The following is a 1,138-nucleotide window of genomic DNA, read 5'->3' as shown; positions in this document are numbered from 1 at the left end:
GTCGATCCACAGCGTGAAGAGCCCGCGGGTCATCTCCAGATCGTTGTACGAGCCGGTGATGAACATGATCGACCCGTCGCGATTGTCGGTCGCGATCCAGTCGCGGATCGAGAAGGCCGGAGGCCCGCCCTTGACCGGGTCCGGCATGAAGCGAAGCGCCTGTCCGTTGACGTTGAGGACGGAGCGGATGGACTCTGCCATCCGCGCCGCCTTTTCGGTCGTCAGCGGGGCAGCGACGGTATCTTCGAGCTTGGCGTGGATCTTCTTGAGGTCGGCCTGCATCAGGTGGTGGGCGATGGCGGCGTTGTTGCCTTCGCCATCTTCCTGAAGCTTCAGGCACATCTCGATGAAGAGCATGCGCGCGGCGTTCTGCCAGAAGGGTTCCTTGTCCTCGGGATGGGAGGGAATGAGCGCGGCGGCGGCCGACACGAAATCAGCATAGTTGCGGCATTCATCGAACAGCGTCCACGGTGCGCAGCGCTCGTCCATGGGGTTGAGGATGACGTCGGTTTCGGGATCGTAGAAGCTTTCGACGAAGGCGCCGGTAAGGTCGAAGATGACGGCGCGGTGGCCGCGCGCACGGATCTGCGAGACGTGACTGCGCAACTGCGTCGTCTTGCCGGTGCCGGTGGTGCCGATGAGCATCGTATGGCTCTGTTCGAGCCTCCATGGATAGGGGATGCCGGCGATGCGGTAGGGCACATGGATGCCCTGGTCTACGCGATCGATGACCGGCGCCTTGGCGACGCGTGCGGGATCGAATGGCGGGTCGTGCTCGGCGCATTCCTTGCGGAAGTTTTTGGCGTTGTGGGCGCGCACGGCATTGAGGAGAACATCGTTCTCGACGAGCATCGCGCCGCGATTGTGGCGCTCCTGGAGCATGTCGCGCCCGCGCTTGTTGGCCCACATGATGAACCACATGATGAGCGGCGCGGCAATGAAGACGGACATGACCAGCGTGGTCAGGAAGATTTTGACGGTCTTCGCCCATGCGTGAACGACATGGGGTTCGTAGGGGACGTAACCGATCGGAACCTTGGTGACGATGCCGCTGGGAAGGGTCAGGTTGATGAGGTGGAACTTGTCCGCGCCGACCCATGTCCAGACGGCGGAATAGAGCTTCATGAGGTCCAGCTGG

1 protein-coding gene is annotated in these 1,138 nt (G+C 62.3%); it reads right to left on the bottom strand.

The window, feature by feature from the left end:
- Nucleotides 1-1,138, bottom strand: a 1,138-nt coding sequence (locus DI606_RS20240) for a type IV secretion system DNA-binding domain-containing protein (protein WP_293985817.1), incomplete at both ends; no start/stop codon positions are given.

It is taken from the genome of Sphingobium sp. (assembly GCF_003248505.1).
GTDB lineage: Bacteria > Pseudomonadota > Alphaproteobacteria > Sphingomonadales > Sphingomonadaceae > Sphingobium.
The sequence above is the reverse complement of the archived record's forward strand: the minus strand, read 5'-3'. Positions and strand labels throughout refer to the sequence as shown.